At 50.2% G+C, this 23,630-nt stretch carries 19 protein-coding genes and 2 tRNA genes; all 21 read right to left on the reverse strand.

The annotated features are described in order from the left end of the window. Positions 1-28 precede the first annotated feature (28 nt). A complete protein-coding gene (gene sdaAA, locus ACTQZS_RS03630) occupies positions 29-898 on the reverse strand; it encodes an L-serine ammonia-lyase, iron-sulfur-dependent, subunit alpha (protein WP_441474633.1) in 870 nt (289 codons plus the stop codon). A 219-nt stretch (positions 899-1,117) separates the two neighbouring features. Then, entirely contained in the window at positions 1,118-1,789 is a 672-nt protein-coding gene (gene sdaAB, locus ACTQZS_RS03635) for an L-serine ammonia-lyase, iron-sulfur-dependent subunit beta (RefSeq protein WP_441474634.1), read from the reverse strand. A 147-nt stretch (positions 1,790-1,936) separates the two neighbouring features. After that, the gene (gene metA, locus ACTQZS_RS03640; protein WP_441474635.1) at positions 1,937-2,863 is read right to left on the reverse strand and encodes a homoserine O-acetyltransferase MetA; all 927 of its coding nucleotides are present in this window, start codon (positions 2,861-2,863) and stop codon (positions 1,937-1,939) included. Positions 2,864-2,975: 112 nt separating this feature from the next. After that, complete coding sequence (gene ligA, locus ACTQZS_RS03645; protein WP_441474636.1) at positions 2,976-4,979, reverse strand: NAD-dependent DNA ligase LigA; 2,004 nt, start codon at positions 4,977-4,979, stop codon at positions 2,976-2,978. Positions 4,980-4,982: 3 nt separating this feature from the next. Next, the gene (locus ACTQZS_RS03650) at positions 4,983-5,786 is read right to left on the reverse strand and encodes a pseudouridine synthase (protein ID WP_441474637.1); all 804 of its coding nucleotides are present in this window, start codon (positions 5,784-5,786) and stop codon (positions 4,983-4,985) included. A gap of 240 nt (positions 5,787-6,026) precedes the next feature. Beyond that, positions 6,027-6,893 (reverse strand): hypothetical protein, encoded by an 867-nt coding sequence (locus ACTQZS_RS03655; protein ID WP_441474638.1) that lies wholly within the window; start codon positions 6,891-6,893, stop codon positions 6,027-6,029. Positions 6,894-7,113: 220 nt separating this feature from the next. Next, positions 7,114-7,186 (reverse strand) — tRNA-Arg (locus ACTQZS_RS03660). Between the two features lie 170 nt (positions 7,187-7,356). Beyond that, positions 7,357-8,241, reverse strand: coding sequence for a DUF5688 family protein (locus ACTQZS_RS03665; protein WP_441474639.1), 885 nt, complete (start codon positions 8,239-8,241; stop codon positions 7,357-7,359). Positions 8,242-8,807: 566 nt separating this feature from the next. Next, complete coding sequence (efp, locus tag ACTQZS_RS03670) at positions 8,808-9,371, reverse strand: elongation factor P (protein ID WP_441099548.1); 564 nt, start codon at positions 9,369-9,371, stop codon at positions 8,808-8,810. Positions 9,372-9,451: 80 nt separating this feature from the next. Beyond that, complete coding sequence (locus ACTQZS_RS03675; RefSeq protein WP_441474640.1) at positions 9,452-10,021, reverse strand: YqeG family HAD IIIA-type phosphatase; 570 nt, start codon at positions 10,019-10,021, stop codon at positions 9,452-9,454. A gap of 4 nt (positions 10,022-10,025) precedes the next feature. Next, entirely contained in the window at positions 10,026-11,387 is a 1,362-nt protein-coding gene (locus ACTQZS_RS03680) for a citrate/2-methylcitrate synthase (RefSeq protein WP_441474641.1), read from the reverse strand. Between the two features lie 113 nt (positions 11,388-11,500). After that, positions 11,501-12,715 (reverse strand): aminotransferase class I/II-fold pyridoxal phosphate-dependent enzyme, encoded by a 1,215-nt coding sequence (locus ACTQZS_RS03685; protein WP_441474642.1) that lies wholly within the window; start codon positions 12,713-12,715, stop codon positions 11,501-11,503. Positions 12,716-12,970: 255 nt separating this feature from the next. Next, complete coding sequence (locus tag ACTQZS_RS03690) at positions 12,971-13,489, reverse strand: transposase (protein ID WP_441474643.1); 519 nt, start codon at positions 13,487-13,489, stop codon at positions 12,971-12,973. 58 nt (positions 13,490-13,547) lie between these two features. Continuing rightward, positions 13,548-13,997, reverse strand: a complete 450-nt coding sequence (nrdR, locus tag ACTQZS_RS03695; RefSeq protein ID WP_441099543.1) for a transcriptional regulator NrdR — start codon at positions 13,995-13,997, stop codon at positions 13,548-13,550. 288 nt (positions 13,998-14,285) lie between these two features. Further along, the gene (locus ACTQZS_RS03700; protein WP_441474644.1) at positions 14,286-14,765 is read right to left on the reverse strand and encodes a COG2426 family protein; all 480 of its coding nucleotides are present in this window, start codon (positions 14,763-14,765) and stop codon (positions 14,286-14,288) included. A gap of 129 nt (positions 14,766-14,894) precedes the next feature. Continuing rightward, the gene (locus tag ACTQZS_RS03705) at positions 14,895-15,791 is read right to left on the reverse strand and encodes an undecaprenyl-diphosphate phosphatase (RefSeq protein ID WP_441474645.1); all 897 of its coding nucleotides are present in this window, start codon (positions 15,789-15,791) and stop codon (positions 14,895-14,897) included. 209 nt (positions 15,792-16,000) lie between these two features. Beyond that, a complete protein-coding gene (gene carB, locus ACTQZS_RS03710) occupies positions 16,001-19,225 on the reverse strand; it encodes a carbamoyl-phosphate synthase large subunit (protein WP_441474646.1) in 3,225 nt (1,074 codons plus the stop codon). Further along, entirely contained in the window at positions 19,225-20,382 is a 1,158-nt protein-coding gene (locus ACTQZS_RS03715; protein WP_441474647.1) for a carbamoyl phosphate synthase small subunit, read from the reverse strand. Before ACTQZS_RS03715 ends, carB begins: the two co-directional genes overlap by 1 nt. Positions 20,383-20,855: 473 nt before the next feature. Beyond that, positions 20,856-20,939, reverse strand: a tRNA-Leu gene (locus ACTQZS_RS03720). 88 nt (positions 20,940-21,027) lie between these two features. After that, a complete protein-coding gene (locus tag ACTQZS_RS03725; protein ID WP_441474648.1) occupies positions 21,028-21,705 on the reverse strand; it encodes a flavin reductase family protein in 678 nt (225 codons plus the stop codon). A 257-nt stretch (positions 21,706-21,962) separates the two neighbouring features. Next, positions 21,963-23,501: a UDP-glucose--hexose-1-phosphate uridylyltransferase gene (galT, locus tag ACTQZS_RS03730; RefSeq protein WP_441474649.1), complete on the reverse strand. Its 1,539-nt coding sequence runs from the start codon at positions 23,499-23,501 to the stop codon at positions 21,963-21,965. Positions 23,502-23,630: the final 129 nt, after the last annotated feature.

Here is a 23,630-nt window from a genome sequence, read left to right on the forward strand (position 1 = left end):
AAGGCCTCCCGTCACATGCGCGCATACCTCAGATACCATGAAGACGTTCTCTGATCTTCTGCCCCTCCGGAGTTGCGGCAAGACCGCCTCTTCCGGTCTCCTTGAGCTCGGATGGAAGGCTTCTGCCGATACTCTTCATCGCGTCGATCACCTCGTCCGGCGGTATACGGCTTCGGATCCCCGCCATAGCGAGCTCGGCAGATGAAACAGCATTCAACGCTCCGATGACATTCCGCTTCACGCACGGCACCTCTACCAGCCCGGCGACCGGATCACAGACAAGCCCGAGAAGTGAGCTCAGAGCAATTGCGCTTCCATGAATAATTGCCTCTGACGAGCCTTCGAGCAGATAGACAGCCGCGCCGGAGGCCATCGCCGAAGCAGAGCCTATCTCCGCCTGACAGCCTCCTTCCGCACCGGCAAGGCAGGCTCTCAGCGCGATGACACCTCCGATTCCTGAGGCTACATACAGAGATTCTGCCATTTTCCGATCCGGAAAGTGGTATTTTTCCTGCATGGATATCAGGACTGCCGGAACAACACCGCATGATCCCGCCGTCGGTGCCGCTACAATCCGCTTCATACAGGCATTTGACTCTGCCACTCTCAGCGCCCGCTCCATGACCTTTCCGCAGAAATCTCCGACAATGCCTTTCACACCCTCATGATACCGGCGCAGCTTCTGTGCATCAGTTCCGACCAGGCCGCTCGCGGAATACAGATCCGGATCATAGTTGATATCCGAATCCCGCATAGCGGTGTAGATTTCCTCCATTTTGCTCATGGATTCCTCTTCTGAAATTCCTTCCTCTCTGCAATCGTCCAGAATGACTGCCTTCCAGAATGGAATCTGCTGTTCACTGCAAACCTTCACAATTTCTTCTAGTGAATGATACAAGCTTCTCCTCCCACGCTTATGCACGAATCTACTGCCCTTTGCCTGAATTTTTCTGTTCCCTGTCTGTAGATATGTCTATGAAATTTTCTGACTGTCCGGAGCGCCGCGCCTGAACATTTTCTGTTCCCTGTCTGTACATATGTCTGCGAAATTTTCTGACTGTCCGGAGCGCCGCGCCTGAACATTTTCTGTTCTCCATCCGGAGATGGAACACTGCTTTTAAGTTTCCTCCTGCAGGCTGTAATAAGTCACCTTCTCGATCCCCTCCAGATGTTCCAGCCATTTCAGCGACTCACGCGGAATTTCCTGGTCACATTCAATGACCATCACCGCATGGCCGCCTCTTCCCGAGCGATAGAGCTGCATCGTCGCGATATTCACAGATTTATGCTCCAGCATACTGGTCACCTCTGCCACATGACCGGGCTGATCCAGATTGTGAACGATCAGCGTCGGAAGATCTCCGCTGAAGTTTGCCTCCAGTCCGTCGATCCGGTTAATCATGATCCTTCCCCCGCCGATCGAAGAAGCCTGAACCTCCAGCTTTCGTCCGGACTCCGAAGTCAGATTCATACGGACCGAATTCGGATGTGCGTCTTCTCCCAGATCGATCGCGCCGAAACGGTATCTCAGTCCTTCCTCTTCTGCAATACGGAAGCTGTCCGGAATCCGGCTGTCATCCACCGCGAAGCCCATCAGGCCGGCGACCAGCGCCTTATCGGTTCCATGCCCCCTGCCTGTCGCCAGAAATGATCCGTGCAGCAGAATCTCCGCATCGGTGATTTTCTCTCCGGTCAGCTTCCGGCAGACATTTCCGATCTTCACGGCGCCTGCGGTATGAGAGCTGGAAGGTCCGACCATCACGGGCCCTATAATATCAAAGATGTTCATTCCCTTCCTCCTGTCTGCGTGATGCTGTGTACATCTGATCCTGTCTCATGTACTTTGTCATGAAAAACAGCGACTCGTTCTTCTATACACAGAAAAGCACGGGAAATGATGCAGCAATAGCAATCACTGCATTCCCGTGCTCCTCCGTCATCTGAAATCCGGGGTGCCGTACATATCGTACGGTGTTACCTGATATACATAATAATTGATCCAGTTCGCGTAAAGAGCCGCAGACGTCGCCCTCCAGGTCAGCAGCGGCTTCTTCTCCGGGTCATCGTCCGGATAATAGTTCTCCGGCATAGCGATATCCATCCCTTTTGCCAGATCCCGTTTATACTCCCGGTCAAGGGTCATGCGGTCATACTCCGGATGGCCCTGTACGAAGACCTTCCTTCCGTCGTCTGCCATTCCAAGGAAAAAACCGGCCTCATCCGAATCCGTGAGAACCGTAATCTCCGGGTGATGCAGAAGCTCATCCATCGGAATTTCGGTGTGACGGGAATGCGGACAGAGGAATACGTCGTCAAAGCCTCTGACCAGCGGAATCTTGCGCTTATGAATCTGATGCTCGAAGAGGCCGAACATCTTGTGGTCGAGAAGCCTTTTCTGAATCCCGTAGAAATGATACATCGCCGCCTGTGCGCCCCAGCACTGATACATGGTTGAAGTCACATGCTTTTCCGACCAGTCCATGATCTCACAGAGTTCATCCCAGTAATCCACCTCTTCAAACTCCATCAGTTCAACCGGCGCGCCGGTCACAATCATCCCGTCATAATATTCTCTGCAGATATCTTCAAACGTCACATAAAACTTCTGAATATGACTGATCGAAGTATTCTTCACGTGATGAGAGGCAGGAACCATGAAGGTAATATCAATCTGAAGCGGTGAATTTGACAGACAGCGGAGAAGCTGAAGCTCCGTATCTTCCTTCAGCGGCATCAGATTCAGAATCAGGATCTGCAGCGGACGGATGTCCTGGTGTATTGCGCGGTCCTCATCCATGACAAATATATTCTCTTTTTCAAGAACCTCCTTGACGGGAATATCATTCTGAATCTTAATAGGCATATGGAATCCTCTTTTCGTATATAAAAGTGCTGCATCCTGCGTCCGCAGGGCTATAGCGATTACATTTTCTGGCAGTCATATGCGTATATTATACGCTTTCCCCAACTGACGTTCAAGACAGCATCGCGAGCAGTCCCGCCTCATCGATGACAGGAACGCCGAGCGCCTGTGCCTTCTCCAATTTGCTTCCCGCGGCTTCGCCGGCTACCAGATAGCTCGTCTTCCTGGATACGGAACCTGTGCATTTTCCGCCGTTTTTCTCAATCAGGGCCTTTGCCTCTGCCCTTCCGAGGGTTGGAAGTGTTCCGGTCACTACAATGGTGAGTCCTGCAAGCTTATCCGTGGTATCTTCTTTCTCCATTTCCATTTTTACGCCATAGTCCGAGAGTCTGTTCAGGATCTTCTGATTCTCTTCGTTTGAGAAGAAGCTCACGATATCTCGCGCTGTCGTTTCGCCGATATCCGGAATCTGTACAAGATCATCTTCTCCTGCTGCCTCCAGTTCCCGGATGCTCCGGTAATGCTTCATCAGTTCGCGCGCTGTTGACCCGCCTACATTGCGGATTCCGAGTGCGGTCAGAAGCCTGACGGGACTGTTGGATTTGGATTTCTCGATGGCTGCCAGAACTTTATCCGTATTTTTTTCCTTGCCGATAATTCCTTTTTCGATCAGCTCGTCCCGATGCTCCTTCAGGCAATAGATGTCCGCGTAATTTCTGAGATAGCTCTCCTTCACCAGCTCATCGACCAGTGTCTCCCCGAGACCTGTAATATCCATGCAGTTTCTCGAGGTAAAATATGAAATCGTGCGCGTCAGCTGCGCGGGGCAGGAGGGATTCACGCATCGGATATCAGCCGTGTCCTCTTCACGGATCAGCGGCTGTCCGCAGATCGGACAGAAGCGGGAGGCCTGATAGACCTGTTCCGGTTCTGTGATGCATCCCGTCAGTTTCGGAATAATGTCTCCGCTCTTACGTATCCTGTAGACGCCTCCGATTCCGATTTTCATATCACGGATATAATCCTGATTGTGCAGCGTCACACGTGAGACGCTGGTACCGCACAGCCTTGCCGGCTTTCCTGTTTCCTTATCATATACATGGCCGATGAATCCGATCTTTCCGGTTCTTCCAACCGTTTCCTCGATGGATTCCATCACAACGGGCCGCTCTTCCGGCGGATATTTGTAGGCGATGTGTCCGGCAGAGTACTTGCTCCCAGCCGGAAAATCCGACCGGTATGCGATCTGATCAATTTTAACAACCGCGCCGTCAATATCATAGGGAAGCTCGTCCCGCATCTCACCGATGCGGGTGATCGCCTGAAGCACTTCTTCCGGGCTGCTGCATAGCGTGTGACTGACGGTTTCTATCTTTCTCTCCGAGAGCCAGTCCAGCGCTCTGTCGTGACGCTCCATCAGTTCTGCCGGGCCATCCTGCACATTAAAAATAAACATGCGAAGACCACGCTTCTTCGTAATGGAAGGATCGAGCTGCCGAAGGGTTCCCGCTGCCAGATTTCGTGGATTCGCCGCCGTCTTTCTGCCGTTCTTCTCCTGCTCATCATTATAGCGTTCAAAATCCTCATGGGTCATATAGACCTCTCCGCGCAGCTCAAGATAGTCATACGGCGCACGGATGGTTCTCTGTACGCTCGGGATCACCATGGCATTTGCCGTCACATCCTCTCCGGTGAATCCGTCGCCACGGGTCTCCGCCGTCTCCAGAAGCATGGTTCCCGAGCCGCTGCCCCGGTAACGAAGCGTCATTGACAGGCCGTCAATTTTCTGTTCAACGGAAAACTGAGCATCCGGATGCATAGAAAGGACCTTCTTCACCCACTCTGTGACATCCTCGTAGTGAAAGACATCTTCGATCGAGAGCATAGGAACATTGTGGACGATCTTTACACCGGCTTCCCTTTTTGCGACTCCGCCGATAATCTGAGACGGAGAATCGGGGGTAATCCATTCCGGATGTTCTTCTTCGGCCGCCTTTAATCTCTGCATCAGCTGATCATATTCATAATCCGTGATCTCCGGTTCATTGCGGTTGTAATACAGATCCATGTGATGCAGGATCGTCTTCTTCAGTTCATTATACGCATCAAAATTCATTTCTCACCTGTTCCTCCGGGATAATCCCTGTCCATACCTGTCGAATCTTCCTGCTTCTTCGGTAAAATTACAGCCCTTGTCTGCCGCTCCTGCCTGTCTCTCCGGCAGAGTTCCTTTCAGTCTCGCTTTCAGCCCGCAAATCTCCTCCGGCGTCATCTCCGCCAGATCGCCCGGCTTCATATCACCGATCTGCACATTGACGACCCGGATACGCTTCAGGCTTTGAACACCGTATCCGCAGTACCTGCACATGCGCCGGATCTGCCGGTTCAGCCCCTGTGTCAGAATGATCCGAAAACTGCGCCTCCCTGTCTGTTCTACCCGACACGGTCTTGTCGTTACGCCAAGTTCCGAGAGATAGATGCCCCCGCGCATTCTGTCCAGAAAATCTTCCGTAAGATCACGGCTGACTGTTACTTCGTATTCCTTTTCATGAAAATTCCGCGCCGTCATCATTTGCTGAATCAGGTCGCCGTCATCCGTCAGAATCAGAAGTCCCTCGGAATTCTTGTCCAGCCTTCCGGCATAGGTAACACGCCGCGGATACTTCAGATAATCCCCCAGGTTGTTCTTTTCTCTGGATTCGAAGGTACATACAATCCCGGTGGGTTTGTAGAGCTTCAGATAGATCTTGTCCATCGGCGGAACAGCTCTTTTTCCATCGACCAGAACTTTATCTCCCTCTTCCACCTGTGACCCCGGTGCAGCTTTTTTCCCATTGATAGAAACATGACCGGCTTCCACAAGCCGGTCTGCTTCACGGCGCGAACATATTCCGCACTCACTCAGATATTTATTGATTCTCATGAATTTCTCCAAATACAGCCGGTCCGGAGAAAACTAGCAAAAAATCCGGAACCGGCTGTATGAATACATATACTTATGCTCCACAGTCACAGCGCAGAGCAGCTCCCGCCTTATACAATCTGCCTGAAATATGCCGCAAAGCTATAACAGATACCGTATGCGACAGCTGCGAAAAATTGCGGCGCAACGGAGCAGTTGGTTTATACAGTATGTGGCACCCCGCTTGCGGGGCATGGCCGTTTACTGCGCATCTGCCGCAGTGTCAGCGGCTGTATCCGCTGTGCCACCCGCAGTCTCATCTGTCGTGCCGCTGTCTCCTGTGGAATCCGTGCCATTGTCATTATTCCCGGAGCTGTCATCCGCAGAGGCAGTACCCGCATCTGAACTGCTGTCAGACGCACTGGAGCCGAGCGTTGAGATATAGTTCTTGAGGTCTTCATTCGCGTTGACAACTGCATCATACTTGCTCTGCACATCGGCGATCAGCGCCTTTGCGGATTCTGTGGATGCAGCGTCACTCATTGCCTTCTGAATCTCCTCTGAGGAATCATCCGAGATCACAAGCTTGCCGCTGTCATCAGGTGCCACATAGAATTCGGAAAGGCCAGGAATCGTGTCCGCGTAGTCCTTGTACTTGTACGTGTATTCCACAAAAGCAATGTAAGTGCCCTCAGAAGGACCCGGATACGAATACGTCGTAATGTTCGAATACGACTCAATTGCTCCGCTGTTTCCGCTGGAGATCAGATCACCGAAATATGTCTGAACTGCGGCGTTTACATCTCCGGAATCCTTCTTAAGTGTGTCCGTACCGGAAGAAGAAGAACTTACAGAAGCTGATCCCGAGCTGACGGCCGGTGTTACGCTGTTGTTCTCAGAGGATGAATCCACGCCGGACGCGGTCGATGAGACAGACTGAACTGCCTGGCCTGTGGCATTCTGCGGCTGCTCGTTTCTCTTAAGAATCCCTCGTACGAGAAAAACAAGCACGAGGATGACTACGACGATCGCTGCAATCAGTTCGATATATCTCAGACGGTCGGAAATCCATTCCAGAACAGGATTATATTTACGTTTTGGTTTTCTGTTTCTGTTATTTTCTGACATAAAACAGTACTCCTTCTGTGAATTGCGGGAGTGCGCAGTACAGAGCGATCCAAAGCCTGTACAGCCTGTAAAACATTTACAGAACTATGGTGCCGTTTTATAACCCCGCTAGTTCCATAAGCTCTTTAAAACCGCGCAGCAGACTGCATATCAGTTATCTCAGTTACAGGTATAAGAAAAGCCGGGTAAATGTCAAGACATCTATCCGGCAGTTCCTTCGCGCGTCTGGAGGGATTCGAACCCCCGCCACACGGTACCGGAAACCGTTGCTCTATCCCCTGAGCTACAAACGCATTTCAAATTCCCGCAACAAAAGAATTTTAGCACATAGCACTGCAAATGTCAAACTACTGTATAAGTCCAGTCGCAATGTTCTTGTCCCACGGGGAGCTTGCTCACCAGTGGACAAGAACATTAGAGACGACAACAGGTATTTTTGACTCTTACGGAGAGCACATTTCCGTCACGCCCGATACATTCTCGCTTCAGGTTGCTTATACAGATACACATGATCAGACAATACATCCTGATCTTCGACATTCGTCTGATTGATGTCGCAGACCATCCGGTTAAGCTCTGATGTCCGATAAATCCCGTCATCCGGCAGGATCAGACATTCATGAATGCTGCTCGGAATGATGAAATAGTCGCTGTCCAGTCTTTGAGCGATATGCTCCTTCACATCCGGGAGTGCGATACACACCGCTCCGTACATCCTGGACTGATTGGTCAAAAGATACAGCGGTGTATCCGGAATCTCACTTTCGCTGCATCTCAGATCCTCTTCCAGGATTCTTACCAGTGGCTGAAAAAGTATCTCACTGTGTTCTGCCGTCGCAGCCATAGCATCCTTCATGATCTGATCCGCGCTGACTCCCCAGATCTGCAGATGGTCATTCCGGATCTGAATCATGCAATCCGGGTAGTCAGGCTCGCTCAGATCATATACACAGGTTATTGCGAGATCCATCCATCTAAGATGTGGCACCTCGCGCAGAAGCTCCCGGTTTTTCTTTTCACTGATCAGATGACACCGGAGATTCTTCCGCACCATCTCATAATTTTGAAAGAAACCCGAGGGCAGCTTTCGGTATACACCGCTCATTTTTTCACGTTCCTGAAGAATGAGATTCACGATATGATGGATGGAAACTCCGGTTTCCCACATGTCGTAATAATCTTCCAGGTACTGCATTGGCTGAGGGCAGTCCGTATTGTCCCGCAGAACAATCGCCCTGCGCCTGACGCCATTGTTTTTGCGAATTTCACAGACTCTGACATCCATACTGTCAGCAGCGTCCTCCTTCATCTCGTGCAACAGAAGCTGTTCAAACTCATTGTAGCTCATAAGAATTCCTCCTTAAAAAAAATTGTGTATGGAATATTTCATTATTATTTGAATTTATGAAATAGAACGGATAGATTTCTAATAAAATCCTGATACGATACATTCAACTGTCTGGTTGTAAAACGAATGTATACAGAGAAGAGATAAATGGCGATTTGCCGAAAATGATCTATGCGTCTGAGGCAGGCAGCTGTGAAAGGAATGATAAAGGAATAAAAAGGAAAAGAAATTCGGAAAAATAAAAGGAAATTCAAGATAAGGGAAATAAAAGATCAAATGTTGATGATGCTCGGAAGAAATATCTGAAATGTTCCGAATGGGAAGTGTGAAACCTGAAGTCAGATGACAAAAACAAAAAAACAATAAGATGAAAAAGGCAAAGAAACCGGGTAAGAGGCGGAAAAAAGAATGGAAATAAGAATACAGGGAATCTGAAAATCGAGAATCAGATCAAAAAGAAGAAATAAAATCAGGAACATAGATAAGTTCCGCGCAGACAGTGTCTCTGCCTGCACGGACACGACTCCGGCTGTCGTCGGGGCAGCTGCGGAATCTATTTATCTGATTCAGACACGTTTGAGGTATTCGCCGGTTCTGGTATCGATCTGGACTTTATCGCCCTGATTTACAAACAGCGGTACATTGATCTGTGCTCCGGTCTCAACAGTGGCGGGCTTTGTAGCGCCCTGAGCAGTGTTACCGGCAAATCCGGGCTCTGTCTCTGTGATCTCAAGCTCGACAAAGAGCGGTGCCTCCACTGCAAATACATTTCCATTGTAGGAATTCAGCTTTACAACCTCATTCTCTTTTACAAACTTCAGAGAATCACCAACCGTCTCGCTGTTTACTGCAATCTGATCAAAGGTCTCGGGATCCATGAAGTAATACAGATCTCCATCATTGTAAAGATACTGCATGTCATGACGGTCAATTCTCGCTGCCGGGAATTTCTCGGTCGGACGGAATGTCTTCTCCACAACGCCGCCATTGATCACATCTTTCAGTTTTGTTCTGACGAAGGCTGCTCCCTTGCCCGGTTTTACATGCTGAAACTCAATTACCTGGCAAACTTTTCCTTCGATTTCAAGGGTCATACCATTTCTAAACTCACCAGCTGCTACATCTGCCATGTGATGTTACCTCCTTATTTACCTGCGTGTCATTTTTTGCAATAGACCGTGATTTATTATATATAATTTTTACCTGATTTTCAACAATTTTTTTGGCCGCCGTCTGTTCCCCTGTCACGCACGTATGCCTTCAGGACAGGCTTTTCCAAAAACCGCTTCAGCACGATCTGGATCTCCTCCTTCGGATCGATCGGATTGACAAGAATGCAGTACATCCCCGCTCGTCTGGCTCCCCAGACATCTGTAAAGAGCTGGTCTCCGATGAAGATCGTCTTGTCGGTCGGAACCTGAATGATTTCGCAGGCCCTGCAGTATCCCTTCACGGAAGGCTTGTTCGCCATGCAGAGATAATCCGACTCCACGTCAGCCGCAAAGGGAGCAACTCTTGATTTGCGGTTGTTTGAGATCAGGCAGGTCCGGAATCCCATCTCATGAAGCCTGCGAAACAGATCGATTGCCCTTCTGTCAGCAGGCGCGCCGTGCGGGACAAGGGTATTGTCAATATCGAAGGTCACTCCCCGGTATCCTTTTTCATACCAGGAGGCAAAATTGATATGATACGCGGAATCCAGCCATTCATCCGGATAAAATTTCTTCAAAAATCCATGGTTTTTCATTCTGCGTGCGTACCCTTCTCTCTTTCCCTGCATTTTCTTATTTTCTCTCATCGAGAGGAATGTATTCGCCGTTCGGACAGATGTTCATATAAGCCGGACGGATGATCTTATCTACATTGATCAGCTCCTCCAGGCGGTGCGCACTCCATCCGACAATTCTCGCGCAGGCGAAAATCGGTGTATACAGCTCAAGCGGCAGGTCCAGCATGCTGTAGACGAAACCACTGTAGAAATCGACATTTGCGCTGACGCCCTTGTAGATATGGCGTTCCTCCGCGATGACCTCCGGAGCAAGTTTCTCAACCATGGAATACATCAAATAATCCTTGTGTCTGCCCTTCTGATCCGCAAGCTTCTCTACAAAAGATTTCAGAATCTGCGCACGGGGATCGGAGACCGAATACACCGCATGTCCCATTCCGTAAATCAGACCCTTTTTGTCAAACGCTTCCTTATGAAGGAGTTTCTTCAGGTATTCCCTGATCTGATCCTCATCGGTCACATCTCTGACATTCTTCTTCAGATCCGCAAACATCTTCACGACCTTGATATTGGCGCCTCCGTGCTTTGGTCCCTTCAATGACCCCAGAGCCGCCGCGATGGTCGAATACGTGTCTGTACCAGAAGAAGTCACTACATGAGTCGTAAAGGTGGAGTTATTTCCGCCGCCATGCTCCATATGAAGAACCAGGGCAAGATCCAGAACCTTTGCCTCCAGCTCAGAATATTTTGTGTCCGGACGAAGCATCAGAAGGATATTCTCCGCCGTCGACAGCTTCGGCGACGGATTGTGAATATAGAAGCTTTTCCCCTTGATATAGTGATTATATGCATGATAGCCATATACCGAAAGCATTGGGAAGACAGCAATCAGATTCAGGCACTGACGCAGAACGTTCGGGAGTGAAATATCGTCCGCGTTCTTGTCGTAATAATAAAGCGTCAGGACACTTCTCGAGAGTGTGTTCATCATGTCCTTTGCAGGCGCCTTCATGATGACATCCCGGACAAAATTCTTCGGAAGTGAGCGCTGATTGGCAAGGAGAACGCAGAAATCATCCAGCTCCTCTTTTTTCGGAAGTCTTCCGAAAAGCAGGAGATACGCCGCCTCCTCGAACCCGAAGCGGTTTTCACGGAGGAAGCCCTCCGTAAGATCATGGATGTTGATTCCCCGGTAATATAATTCTCCGGGACAGGGAACCCGGTTACCGTCAATATTTTTAAAGGATACAATATTTGAAATATTGGTCAGTCCCGCGCGTACGCCCTGACCGTTTACATCACGCAGTCCTTTCTTAACATCATACTCTGCGTAAAGTCCTTTTGCGATTCCTGTATTCTCCTTGCATTCCTCTGCAAGTTCCACAATCTCCGGCGTAACCTTCGTCTGAAAACTCATCCTTTTTACTCCTGTTCTCTGTTGTCATCGATTCATGGAAAACTTTCCCGCAAACCGTTTACCCGCTTTCTGCAATTCCGGTCCCCGCAGAACTACACTGCTGTCCGGGTTTGTTACTGATGATAATACTGAAGGAATTCCTCAAGCTTCGCACACGCAGACCGCAGCGTCCTTCTGTGCGGCAGATATACAATCCGGAAGTGATCCGGCGCGATCCAGTTGAATCCGGTTCCCTGAACGATCAGCACCTGCTTCTGATAGAGGAAATCATAGGCAAACTTCATGTCATCGGTGATGTTGAATTTCTCTGTGTCAATCTTCGGAAAGATGTAGAACGCAGCCTTTGGCTTTACAACGCTGATACCGGGAATTTCCTTCAGCAGATTGTACACACACTCTCTCTGTTCGTAAATTCGTCCTCCGGGAACCAGATATTCCTCGACGCTCTGATATCCTCCAAGGGCGGTCTGGACGATCGACTGCGCCGGGACATTAGAACAGAGCCGCATATTGGACAGCATATTAATGCCTTCCAGATAATCTTTTCCCATCTCAAGATTCCCCGAGAAAACCATCCAGCCGACGCGGAAACCCGCAATCATATGGGATTTCGAAAGGCCAGAGAAGGTCACACAAAAAAGATCCGGCGCCAGTGAAGCGATGGAAGTGTGGCCGATGCCGTCCATGACGAGTCGGTCATAGATTTCATCACAGAAAATGATGAGCTGATGCTCACGCGCGACTCTGACAATCTCCTCCAGGACCTCCTTCGGATAAACGGCTCCCGTTGGGTTATTCGGGTTAATGATGACAATCGCCTTGGTCTTGTCGGTAACTTTTTTCTCGATATCCTCAATGTCCGGATACCATTCTGACTGCTCGTCACAGATGTAATGGACGACTTTGCCTCCCGCAAGCGTCGCGCAGGCTGTCCACAGCGGATAATCCGGAGCCGGAATCAGAATCTCATCTCCATCCTCCAGAAGTGCCTGAAGAGCCAGATTGATCAGTTCGCTGACACCGTTGCCGGTGTAAATGTTCTTGATTTCAACGTTCGGAATTTTCTTCAGCTGACAGTACTGCATGATCGCTTTTCTCGCGGAAAAAAGGCCTCTTGAGTCAGAATATCCCTCACAGTCTGCGAGGTTGCTCATCATATCGTGGATCACCTCATCCGGAGCTGTAAAGCCGAAGGTCGCCGGGTTGCCGATATTCAGCTTCAGGATCTTCTTTCCGTCCTCCTCCATGCGAGCCGCCTCTGCAACAACCGGGCCGCGGACATCATATAACACATTATCCAGCTTTGATGATTTATTGAACTGTCTCATAACTGTACCTCCCCAGATGAATATGTACGGGCAGTCAGCCACATCCGCTCATACATAGTATGAAACGGTGGGGCAAACGCCGCGACAGACCGGCAAAGCCGGTCACATGCAGCAGCTGCACGGGTTGTGAAGCAACGGAGCAACTGTCTTTATATATCTCATGTCATTCTATATATTGTGGCGCTAATTCCCGTCATTTTCAATTTCAATCAGAATATATTGTAACATTTACACTCAATTCTTGCAACGCGCACCTTATACACGTTGTGGTGCTCCGCCTGCTGCCCGTTTCTTTTCCCGGATCCGTCTCAAAAGTGGATTAAGCCTCGGGTCCGCACTGTTCATCACAAGCGAGATCAGTTCCTTCATATATGTGCCGAGAAGATCCTCTCCTGTTTTTTCCGTGTTTGCCTCATTTCTGGCCCGGAACCGCCGGAATGTATTGGTGCTGAACGGCTGGCTGTCATAAACCGTCGTGTGAAGGGCGTACTGAAATCTCACATCAAAATTCAGCGTCTCGATCATCTCATCGTCTGTCATGTCCAGCAGTTCTTCCAGCAGCATGCCTCCCAGCACAATATTGACCGGTGTATTCGGTCTCGGACTCCTGTCACTGTAGAAATCCGCGAATTTTCGTTCATCAATTTTCGGAAAAATATCATCCCCGAACGGTTTTGCCCAGGAACGATCCAGCAGCTTCCTCTCCCGCTCACTCAGATGATTCAGGGAATCGACAAACGAGAGCTGCTGATATGTATTTTGTACAAATGCCATGTCTTCGGGCCTTTCGTTTTCGATCGCAGAGAAACAGGTCCAGAACTGTTCCTGCGTTTTACTTCAGCAGTTTCTTGAGCTCTTCCATAAAGGTGTTCACATCCTTGAATTCACGATATACGGACGCAAACCTTACATATGCCACAGGATCCAGATTCTTCAGTCTTTCCATGACCATGGTTCCGATCTCGTGGCTTGAGATTTCCTTGTCCTCGCGGCTGTAAATCTCATTTTCTACCTGATCTACAATGTCATTCATCTGCTTGACAGAGACCATCCGTTTTCTGCAGGCGAGCATGATACCGTTGTACAGCTTGTTCCGGTCGTAACGTTCCCGCGTCATGTCCTTCTTGATCACCATGACCGGTATGTTTTCGATTTTTTCATAGGTGGTAAACCGCTTGCCGCAATGATCGCAGACCCTTCTGCGCCGGATGGAATTATCCTCCTCCACCGGTCTGGAATCAATGACTCTTGTGTTATCCTGATTACAATATGGACATTTCATCTGTATTCCCTCAAAAATCCGGGATTGCGAAAGTGCACAGCACAGGCAATCCGAAGCATATCCAATTTGTGACGCAATTTAACCCTGGTTGTTTCACTGTTCCCGTTCGTCCGCTGCAGGAATGATGCCAATCCGGAAGAACGACAGACAATTACACATCGTTCCCATTCCTTCACATCTGACACGTCAGAGATAACCTTGTCCTGCCTTCCGGCTCATTCATCCCGTGATCAGGCCTGCTGCTCCGAGCACGTCCGGCCACTCCGCAAGAGTTATTCCGGGCTCAATTCATCCCGCAATAAGTCCTGCCGCTCCGAGAACACCTGCCGACGCCAGCCCCATGATGATTCCGGCAAGCAGAACACCGAGCATTACGGCCACAACGCTCTCCTTGAATCCCATGTCCAGAAGGCTCGCAGCCAGTGTGCCGGTCCACGCACCGGTTCCCGGAAGCGGAATGCCAACGAAGATAAAAAGCGCGGCGAACAGACCCTTTCCTGCTTTTTCCTTCAGCTTTTCACCGCCTTTTTTCCCTTTCTCCAGGCAAAAGGTAAAAAATTTACCGATGTATTTCTTATCCGCGCCCCATTCCAGAATCTTCCTTGCAAAGAAATAAATGAATGGAACCGGAACCATATTTCCGATAACCGCGATGATATACGCGTGAAGGAGCGGAACGCCCATCTTTGCGGCGACAGGGATTGCTCCTCTGAGTTCAACGATCGGAACCATTGAGATGATAAAAGTAACGAGATATTTTCGAAACATTGCTTTCTCCTGAACGCATAATCTTTCTGTATGATCTTCTTTGTCTCTTTTTCACGGATACGTATGAAATCTGCGGTTTTTCCCACGGACCCGCATAACTATCCATGTCTCATCAAATCCTTCCGGACATCAGATGGCACCAGCGATTCCAAGAAGAATCACTATGACACCCAGTACAATCCGGTACCAGCCAAATACCTTGAAGTCATGTCTGCGGATATAATTCATCAGGAATTTGATGACAAAAATCGATACCACAAAGGAAACGACAGAGCCTAGCAGAAGCACTGCAGCTTCCAATGCCGTAAAGGCGAGTCCGAACTTCGCGAGCTTCAGCACGGAAGCGCCAAGCATCGTCGGAATGGCCAGATAGAAGGTGTATTCCGCCGCTGTCGTTCTGGACAGTCCGATCAGAATGCCGCCGATGATCGTGGCACCGGAGCGGGAAGTCCCGGGTACCATAGCCAGGCACTGAAAGATCCCGATAAACAGGGCATCCTTGAAAGAAATCCGGCTGATTTTCGATACTCTTGGATCCTTGTTTTTGTTCCGGTTTTCGATGAGGATGAACAGAATACCATAGATAATCAGCATCGCGGACACCACCTGCGGGTTGTACAGATGCTCATCCATCCAGTCATTCAGAGGGAACCCGATGATAATCGCGGGTATTACCGAGACAATAATCTTCAGCCAGAGCACGATCCTGTCCATGTAGATATACCGGTCCGCAAATTTCTGGAAGCTTCCGGCAGCGCCTTCTGTCTGCGGATTGGAGAACTGCGTCTTCGACGGAGCATTCTTCGATGTGTGGAAGGGCCACAGCTTTCTGAAATAGATCACGACGACAGCCATGATCGCGCCAAGCTGAATGACGACATCGAACATGCTGACAAAGGACTTGCTCATTCCGAGATTCAGAATCTTCTGGAAGATAATCAGATGACCGGTACTGCTGATCGGGAGCCACTCGGTAATTCCCTCCACAATACCCAGTATAATCGTTTTTAACAGTGTAATAAACATTTTTTCTTTTTCCTTACTCTTATCGTTTAAACTCTTCGAAAACGCAGACGCTGCTGTGAACGAGATAAAACACGCTGCGCGAGTTTTATCTCGCTATCGCGACGCTCGCCGCACACGAATACTTCGCATTCGGCTGCGGCTCACTGTTCGCGTAAACAAAGGAATCCGGTCTTTACATCTTCAGTAAAAACCGGATTGTCCTCTGACTCTTATTTGTTTCTGTTTCCTCGTTTCAAAATCTTTGCGATATCGATCAGATCGAGCGTCTTGATATCCGTATTTTCCAGAGATGTCGCCAGCGCTCTTGCCGTATCTACTGCGGTGATGACATTTACGCCGGTTTCGATGGCATTTCTGCGGATGACAAATCCGTCTCTGGAGTGCTCCGCGCCCTGTTCCGGTATATCGATGACCAGATCAATCTTATGTCCGAGAATCAGATCCATGAGGTTCGGACTCGGCTGTTCGATTTTATTAACCGGAACTGCATGAACTCCATGTTCTGTCAGGTATTTCGCAGTTCCCCGGGTTGAGAAAATCTTATATCCGAGATTTTCAAATCTCTTGATGATCGGAGTGATCTCCTCCTTCTCGCTGTCACGGACAGTGACGATCATGTTCTTGTATTTCGGCAGACGGACGCCTGCTCCGATGAAGGCCTTGTAAAGCGCTTCGTTGAAGGACTTCGCGATGCCCAGACATTCTCCTGTGGATTTCATCTCCGGTCCGAGGCTGATATCCGCGTCCCGGATCTTTTCGAAGGAGAAGACAGGCATCTTGATTGCCATATAATCCGCCTCCGGCTGAAGACCAGGCTCATATCCGAGCTCCCGGATCTTGTGGCCGAGAATCACCTGCGCCGCGAGCGGTACGATCGGAATACCTGTGACCTTGCTGATATAAGGAACCGTGCGGGAGGATCTCGGATTTACCTCAATCACATATACCTCGTTCTTGTAAACAATAAACTGGATGTTGATCATTCCGAGAACGTGAAGGGCATTCGCGAGCTTCCGGGTGTCGGTTTCAATTTTCTTCTTGATTTCTGCCGAGAGATCCTTTGCCGGATACACAGAGATACTGTCTCCGGAGTGTATGCCTGCCCGCTCGATATGCTGCATGATGCCCGGAATCAGGATGTCTTCGCCGTCACAGACCGCGTCGACCTCAATTTCAGTTCCCGCCAGATATTTATCGACCAGAATCGGATGCTCCTGTGTATAACGGTTGATAACGCCAATGTACTCCCGGATGTCGTCATCGCTTATCGCGATCTGCATGCCCTGTCCTCCCAGTACATAGGACGGGCGCACCAGAACCGGATAGCCGAGCTCGTTGGCGACCTTGACTCCTTCTTCCGCAGTAAATACTGTGCCTCCCGAAGCTCTCGGAATGCCGGTCTGACGAAGGATCTGATCAAACCGCTCCCTGTCTTCCGCCGCATCTACATCAGAGGCGGAGGTGCCGAGAATCGGAACTCCCATCTTCATCAGTGCCTCCGTCAGCTTGATCGCCGTCTGACCGCCGAACTGCACGACGGCTCCGTCCGGATGCTCGACATTTACAACGTTTTCCACATCCTCAGGCGTAAGCGGCTCAAAATAGAGCTTGTCCGCGATGTCGAAGTCAGTGGAAACGGTCTCCGGGTTGTTGTTGATGATGATGGTTTCGTATCCTTCCTTTTCAAACGCCCAGGTGGCGTGGACAGAACAGAAATCGAACTCAATTCCCTGGCCGATTCGGATCGGTCCGGAACCGAGTACGAGAACCTTCTTTCTGTCTCCGGTGGAAACCGCCTCATTCTCACCGCCGTAGACGGAGTAGAAGTAAGGAGTCTCCGCGGAGAATTCCGCGGCGCAGGTATCAACCATTTTGTATGCGGCGGTAATTCCCGCCTTTTTGCGCATCTCCTTAACCTCTGCTTCGGAAACAGATCCGTTCAGCTTCGCGATCAGGTAATCCGGGAACTCCATCCGCTTTGCCTCACGCAGGGTCTCCACGTCCAGCCTGCCGCTCTTCAAAATATTTTCCATTTCTACGAGTCTGGCAATCTTGTCAATAAACCAGATATCGATCTTCGTAATGGAGTGAATGCGGTCATACGGCACGCCCCGCCTTACTGCCTCCGCGATTCTCCAGATCCGCATATCATCGATGATCGACAGATCGTGGATCAGCTGATCCTCCGAAAGGCCGGTGAAATCGTAACTCATGAGAGAATCCACATGCTGTTCAAGGGAACGGATTGCCTTCATCAGTGCTCCCTCGAAATTCGTGCAGATACTCATGACCTCGCCGGTTGCCTTCATCTGTGTCGTAAGTGTACGCTTTGCCGTGATGAACTTGTCAAACGGAAGCCGCGGGATCTTGACAACACAGTAGTCCAGCATCGGTTCGAAGCTTGCGAAAGTTTTCTTCGTGATTGCGTTCGGAATCTCATCCAGAGTATAGCCGAGGGCGATCTTCGCTGCTACCTTCGCGATCGGATACCCGGTCGCCTTGGAGGCCAGCGCGGAGGAACGGCTCACACGCGGATTTACCTCGATGACGCAATACTCAAAGCTGTCCGGGTTCAGGGCATACTGCACGTTGCAGCCTCCGGTGATTCCGAGCTCGGTAATGATGTTCAGTGCAGAGGTCCGGAGCATCTGATACTCCTTGTCGCCAAGCGTCTGCGACGGAGCAACGACAATGGAATCGCCGGTGTGAACGCCGACAGGATCAATGTTCTCCATGTTGCAGACCGTGATGACGTTTCCCGCGGAATCGCGCATCACCTCATATTCGATTTCCTTCCATCCGCCGATGTAGCGCTCAACAAGTACCTCGTGCACGCGGGACAGCCGGAGTCCGTTAGCCAGAATCTCACGCAGCTCATTCTCATCATGAGCAATTCCGCCGCCCGATCCTCCGAGCGTATACGCGGGACGCAGCACTACAGGATAACCGATTTTCTCCGCAAACCGGATGCCATGCTCCAGGCTGTGAACGACCTCTGAGGCCGCTACCGGCTCGCCGATTTTTTCCATGGTGTCCTTAAACATCTGACGGTCTTCCGCCTTCTTGATCGTCAGAGAGGTGGTACCGATCAGACGGACATGGTTTTCCTTCAGAAAGCCACGATCTTCCAGCTCCATGGCAAGGTTCAGTCCTGCCTGGCCTCCCATGGTCGGAAGAACACTGTCCGGTTTTTCCTTCAGGATCAGCTGTTCCACTACCTCAACGGTCAGCGGCTCAATGTACACCTTGTCCGCGATATCTCCGTCCGTCATGATGGTTGCCGGGTTGGAGTTCAGAAGCACAACCTCGACACCCTCCTCCTTCAGAGAACGGCAGCACTGTGTACCCGCATAGTCGAACTCCGCAGCCTGTCCGATAACGATAGGACCGGAACCAATTACCAGTACCTTCTTTATACTCATATCCCTGGACATTACTGGTCACCTCCCATCATTCTGATAAACTTGTCAAACAGATACGCGGAATCCTGCGGGCCTGGACACGCCTCAGGATGGAACTGCGTTGTGAAAATGTTCTTGCCCTTGTAGCGAAGGCCCTCATTCGTCCTGTCATTTACATTCACATAAGCCGGCTCCGCGATCTCCGGATCCACCGTGTCCGTATCGACGACATAGCCGTGGTTCTGCGAGGTAATATAGACCCGCCCGGTTTCCAGATCCTTCACGGGGTGATTTCCTCCCCTGTGTCCGTATTTCATCTTCTTTGTGTTGAAGCCGGCAGCAAGCGCCATCAGCTGATGGCCCATGCAGATCGCGTAGATCGGCACATCCGACTCGTAAAGCTTCCGGACCTCACGGATCTCATCCGGACAGTCCTTGGGATCTCCGGGACCGTTTGTCAGCATAATTCCGTCCGGATGACCGGCCAGAACCTCTTCCGCCTTAGTCCAGGCAGGATACACCGTGACATCACAGCCTCTCTGATTCAGAGAACGAATGATATTGTACTTCACACCGAAATCCATCAGCGCAACCTTATAGGTGTGTCCGGTGCGTTTTCCGCTTACCGGAGCTTCTGGATCCGCGTCCTTATAGGCAGGGCCGGTAATTCCTCCAACAACGGTATCCGTCGCCGGCCAGAACTCCTTTTCTGTACAGGTAACCTCTTCCACCTCATTTCCGGTTCTGTATGCCCGGATCTGCGGAAGAACCTCCTCCGGAACAACATCGGGATCTGTGGTGATCATTCCATTCATCGTACCGGACTCACGAAGGATCTTCGTCAGAGCACGGGTATCAATGCCTTCGATCCCGGGGACGTTGTAGCGCTTCAGAAATGCCTGAATGGTGTCTTCCTCCCGGAAATTGCTGGGAACCCTTGATAATTCATGAACGATAAATCCGTCCATATAGGGTCTCAGAGACTCCTGATCCCGGTAGCAGATCCCGTAATTTCCGATCAGCGGATATGTCATGCAGACAGCCTGTCCCGAGTAAGACGGGTCAGTCAGAACCTCTTCATAACCGGTCATAGATGTATTGAAGACGATCTCGCTTATGACAGTCTTTCTGGATCCTATACTTTTCCCTGTAAATACATGCCCATCTTCTAGAATCAAATAAGCTTTCATTTGCGTGCTCCTTGTTCAATCCGTAGCCTCTACAGTATGTAACGCTCCGCCTGCGGGGCATAAGCCTTTTCCTTACGCGGACAGCCTGCCGCCGATGGCCGCACTGCGGCCTTTTGCGGCGAGCGCAGCGATACGAGAGATCACCGGCATAACGCCTGTTGTCTCGCTGCATAGTTCTTCTGCCCGATTATAGCACAGGTTTCCATATCTTTCCTCTTAAAATTACGAAATTGAGAAATTCATGGACGTCTGACATTCATCTTGATCGGTCGTACCGGACGCATGGTCCCGGACACATGACATTCCTCCAATCTCAAAAAAACAAACCGCAGGGATTTCTGCAAAAGAAAAGCCACGGGAACACGAATATGTGCTCCTGTGGCTCTTCTGTTCATTCTTCTGTGATCAAAGTAACTGGCATCAATTTATGACCGGCCTCATCTTTCATTTCCTGTTTTCGGGCAAAAAGAAAGTGCAGGAAGCGGGACTTGAACCCGCACAGTATTGCTACCACAGGCACCTGAAGCCTGCGCGTCTGCCAATTCCGCCATTCCTGCATCTGCTGATATTCAATGTCGTGTGCGTTTTCTGTCGCTCACAACGATGTTTATCTTATCAGACCTTTTTGTGATTGTCAACTATATTTTAAAATTTTTTCCGTTTTTCTGTTTTTCCGCTTTTGCGCTTTTTCCCGGTCTTCTTCCTGACCGAGTACCCGAAACTTCCCAGCTCTCTCCCAAGCTCGTAGTATTTCCCGTGGGAGTATGCGGTGAGTCCGGTTTTCTCCAGATGGAAACTGCCTTTTTCATCCATATACCGGCTGTCTGCCTGGATACAGACAACTTCAGCGAGGAACATATCATGGGTTCCAAGCTCCAGAACCTGTTTTACCCGGCACTCGATATTGACCGGAGATTCCTCAATGACTGGTGCCTGTACCCGGATTCCTCTGCCCGCAGTAAGGTTGCAGGCTTCGAACTTATTCAGATCTCTCCCGGATCTGACGCCGCAGAAATCAGCCGCCCTTACCAGCCGGTCTGTGGTCAGATTTACGACAAACTCGCCGTGTTCCTTCAGAAGATGCCAGGAGTACCGGCTGCGCCGTACCGAGATCGACAGCATCGGCGGGTCGGAGCACACGGTTCCTGCCCAGGCTACGGTTATGATATTTGGAATTCCCGCCGCATTATAAGAGGCTGTGTCTGATTTCTCCCGGTATTGCCGGTCTGTCTCTCCCGGCACCTCACCAGCAACGCTGATCATGACTGCAGGCACCGGATATAGAAAATTGCCGGGCTTTTCAAATACAATTTTTTCACTCATGACAGATACCTCTTAACCTTTACAGATGCTTCTATCCTGTACAGATGCCTCTTATCCTCTACCGGATTCTCGAAGGGACGCACCCCAGCCAAACCCTCCTGGATGCGAACGCGGAAACGGGATAAAACACGCTGCGCGAGTTTTATCTCGCTATCGCGACGCTCGCGTAAATTATAACCGTTTCCGCCGCGCACCAAGCACAAACGTCGCGGAAACAGCTTCTCGGATCGTCTTGGAACCGTCTGCGTCCCGGCCTCTTACAGTGCCTGAATAAACCGGTCAAATGCCTCCTGTCCTTCCGCTGTGCGCTTGAATACGCCGGCATCTTCCAGAACAAGCATGAACACCTTTCCGATTTCTTCCTTCAGAATATCGTCAATATTCGTCTCATTGACCGTGCTGTGACGCTTCATGATCTGTTCCGCCCAGTCTGCATGCTTTGACAGCTCCTCATCTGCGCGGATATTTCTTCCTTCAAGTATTGCTTTCCTGAGATCTGCCATCTCCTTCTTCAATCTTGCGGGAAGCACAGCAAGACCCATAACCTCGATCAGGCCGATATTTTCCTTCTTGATATGATGAAGCTCCGCATGCGGGTGGAAGACGCCGAGCGGGTGCTCCTTTGTGGTGATGTTGTTCCGGAGAACCAGATCCAGTTCGTAATCCTCTCCCCGTTTCCTCGCAATCGGCGTGATCGTGTTGTGAGGCGTCCCGTCTGTCTCTGCATAGATAAAGACTTTTTCATCCGTATATCCTCTCCATGCGGTCAGGATTCTGTCCGCGAGCGCAATGATGCGTTCGGTGTCCGGACCGGAGAGCCGGATACAGGACATCGGCCATTTTACAATTCCCGACTTCACATCCTCAAATCCGGCCACGGAAAAGCTTCGTTCTACGGGTGCCTTCGCCATCGCGAATTCATAATGGCCGCCCTGAAAATGATCATGACTCAGAATGGATCCTCCTACGATCGGGAGATCTGCATTCGAGCCGACAAAGTAGTGCGGGAACATCTTCACAAAATCGAAGAGCTTGCAGAAGGTCGCATGCTCGATCTTCATCGGAATATGCCGGGAGTTAAACACAATACAGTGTTCATTATAATACACATACGGGGAATACTGGAAGCACCAGTCCGAATTCTGTATGGTTACCGGAATGACCCTGTGATTTTCTCTTGCGGGATGATCCGGTCTTCCGGCGTATCCCTCGTTCTCCCTGCAGAGCTGGCATTTCGGATAGCCTGACTGCTTAGCGTTTTTCGCCGCCGCAATCGCCTTCGGATCTTTTTCCGGTTTGGAGAGGTTGATCGTAATATCCAGATCTCCGTACTCCGTTGGAACCTTCCACTTCATATCCTTCGCGATACGATATCTGCGAATGTAATCCGTGTTTCTGGAAAAATCATAGTACCAGTCTGTTGCCTTGACCGGGGAATCCTCATACAGCTTCCGGAATCTGCGGATCACCTCAGAAGGTCTCGGCGTCAGGCATCCCATCAGACGGGTATCAAAAAGATCACGGTAGACGGTGCTGTCCCCTCCGGTAAGTCCCCTCGACACCGCGTCGTCGGTCAGCTCCTTCAGCGTCTCCTCGAGCTCTGTTCCCGCTGCGATCCGTTCTTCGTTCAGAGTCGACGCGTAGGCGATCACCTCTTCCCGGCTGCCCTCATAGCTGTCCCTTTCGAGGTTCATCAGAATCTGATTCACCGTATAAATGATATCATCCTCTTCAATCAGGCCGGTGTATAATCCATATCCTGCCAACCGCGTTATTGCATTGTCAACATCACTCATATCTTCCTCCGTTCTGCAGGCATTTCCTGCTGTTCCGATCATCTTTTGCGTGTACAGGCATCTGCTGCCTGAAACTTTGATTTACGCGAACAGTGAGCCGCAGCCGAATGCGAAGTATTCGTGTGCGGC

Origin of the sequence: Bilifractor sp. LCP19S3_H10 (genome assembly GCF_052119185.1) — a bacterium.
Classification (GTDB): Bacteria; Bacillota; Clostridia; order Lachnospirales; family Lachnospiraceae; genus Bilifractor.

Bases quoted from the DNA above. Each gene is read 5' to 3' on its own strand.
- sdaAB (WP_441474634.1), bottom strand. From the start codon at position 1,789: ATGAACATCTTTGATATTATAGGGCCCGTGATGGTCGGACCTTCCAGC.
- metA (WP_441474635.1), bottom strand. From the start codon at position 2,863: ATGCCTATTAAGATTCAGAATGATATTCCCGTCAAGGAGGTTCTTGAA.
- ligA (WP_441474636.1), bottom strand. From the start codon at position 4,979: ATGAATTTTGATGCGTATAATGAACTGAAGAAGACGATCCTGCATCAC.
- ACTQZS_RS03650 (WP_441474637.1), bottom strand. From the start codon at position 5,786: ATGAGAATCAATAAATATCTGAGTGAGTGCGGAATATGTTCGCGCCGT.
- ACTQZS_RS03655 (WP_441474638.1), bottom strand. From the start codon at position 6,893: ATGTCAGAAAATAACAGAAACAGAAAACCAAAACGTAAATATAATCCT.
- ACTQZS_RS03665 (WP_441474639.1), bottom strand. From the start codon at position 8,241: ATGAGCTACAATGAGTTTGAACAGCTTCTGTTGCACGAGATGAAGGAG.
- efp (WP_441099548.1), bottom strand. From the start codon at position 9,371: ATGGCAGATGTAGCAGCTGGTGAGTTTAGAAATGGTATGACCCTTGAA.
- ACTQZS_RS03675 (WP_441474640.1), bottom strand. From the start codon at position 10,021: ATGCAGGGAAAGAGAGAAGGGTACGCACGCAGAATGAAAAACCATGGA.
- ACTQZS_RS03680 (WP_441474641.1), bottom strand. From the start codon at position 11,387: ATGAGTTTTCAGACGAAGGTTACGCCGGAGATTGTGGAACTTGCAGAG.
- ACTQZS_RS03685 (WP_441474642.1), bottom strand. From the start codon at position 12,715: ATGAGACAGTTCAATAAATCATCAAAGCTGGATAATGTGTTATATGAT.
- ACTQZS_RS03690 (WP_441474643.1), bottom strand. From the start codon at position 13,489: ATGGCATTTGTACAAAATACATATCAGCAGCTCTCGTTTGTCGATTCC.
- nrdR (WP_441099543.1), bottom strand. From the start codon at position 13,997: ATGAAATGTCCATATTGTAATCAGGATAACACAAGAGTCATTGATTCC.
- ACTQZS_RS03700 (WP_441474644.1), bottom strand. From the start codon at position 14,765: ATGTTTCGAAAATATCTCGTTACTTTTATCATCTCAATGGTTCCGATC.
- ACTQZS_RS03705 (WP_441474645.1), bottom strand. From the start codon at position 15,791: ATGTTTATTACACTGTTAAAAACGATTATACTGGGTATTGTGGAGGGA.
- carB (WP_441474646.1), bottom strand. From the start codon at position 19,225: ATGTCCAGGGATATGAGTATAAAGAAGGTACTGGTAATTGGTTCCGGT.
- ACTQZS_RS03715 (WP_441474647.1), bottom strand. From the start codon at position 20,382: ATGAAAGCTTATTTGATTCTAGAAGATGGGCATGTATTTACAGGGAAA.
- ACTQZS_RS03725 (WP_441474648.1), bottom strand. From the start codon at position 21,705: ATGAGTGAAAAAATTGTATTTGAAAAGCCCGGCAATTTTCTATATCCG.
- galT (WP_441474649.1), bottom strand. From the start codon at position 23,501: ATGAGTGATGTTGACAATGCAATAACGCGGTTGGCAGGATATGGATTA.